This is a genomic window from Streptococcus oralis (genome assembly GCF_001578945.1).
Classification (GTDB): Bacteria; Bacillota; Bacilli; order Lactobacillales; family Streptococcaceae; genus Streptococcus; species Streptococcus oralis_Q.
This window is the reverse complement of the sequence record NZ_KQ969577.1, coordinates 1-939: the sequence shown is the minus strand read 5'-3', so window position 1 is coordinate 939 and position 939 is coordinate 1. Positions and strand designations below refer to the sequence as shown.

The 939-nt window shown below is 32.4% G+C and carries 1 pseudogene; it reads left to right on the top strand.

Annotation, left to right across the window (positions count from 1 at the left end):
- Window positions 1-424: 424 nt before the first annotated feature.
- A pseudogene (locus tag SORDD16_RS09805) lies at window positions 425-939 on the top strand (hypothetical protein); the annotation flags it as partial.

Sequence of the window (939 nt, the reverse complement as noted above, 5' to 3'; positions counted from 1 at the left end):
TTATAGCATTGAAGAGTGGTATGGGAAAAAGTCAAAAATGTACAAGGAACATATTAAAAAATCTAAAAAGAGATAAAGGTTTATAGACACTATTTCTAGTCTCTTGATAGTGGATTGGATCTGGTTATTCTGATTCTAGATGAAGCACCTGAAAATAACTCAGGTGCTTTTCTATACTTTTTACTAATTGATTAACTATTCTGGTATAATGGGTTAAGGACGGATTACTTACTGGCAAATACTCAAGGAGCTAAAGATATAGCTTATGGTGCTGTGGACGTGGTAGAATCAGGAGTGGAGTCTATCGGAAAGGGAATCCACCAGGGCTTGGAGACTGTCAAAAGTGTGGGCAAGAATGTTTCTGACTTTTTCAATGGTGGTCTGAAGGCAGTCTCATCCTTGTTTGGATAATAGGAGAGAATAAATGGATAAGATACAAAAAGATATTAATGAAGCACTTGAAACAACGCGAGGATGGAATATATTAGTAATGATTTTCGTAATGCCATTATTTCTTGGTTTATGTATACTTGCACCTCAGCTTGCAATTGGTTTAGGAACATCTATGAGTAAGAATAGTATAACTTTTTTGCAGCCGCTTACTGAATTAGAGTATCAACTAATCATCCCAGAAAAAGTTTTTGGTATTTTATTTTTAGTTTATTGGGCGATGTATATGATTATTTATATCATTTCAAAAAGAAATAGAATTTATGCTTATATACTCAATTTACTCGTCTTATTCACTCTTATTCATTTAAGCATTTTTGGACTAATTTTAGGCTTGCAATTCTTTGTTCCATTTTTAATCATTCGGATTATTTATTGGTTAGCTTATTCCGTAGCAGTTGTCTATATTATTTATAGTCTCATAACAAAGTCATATACTAGAGTTTTTGATATTGACAAGGAGAAAATAAAGAAATATACAAATGGGCA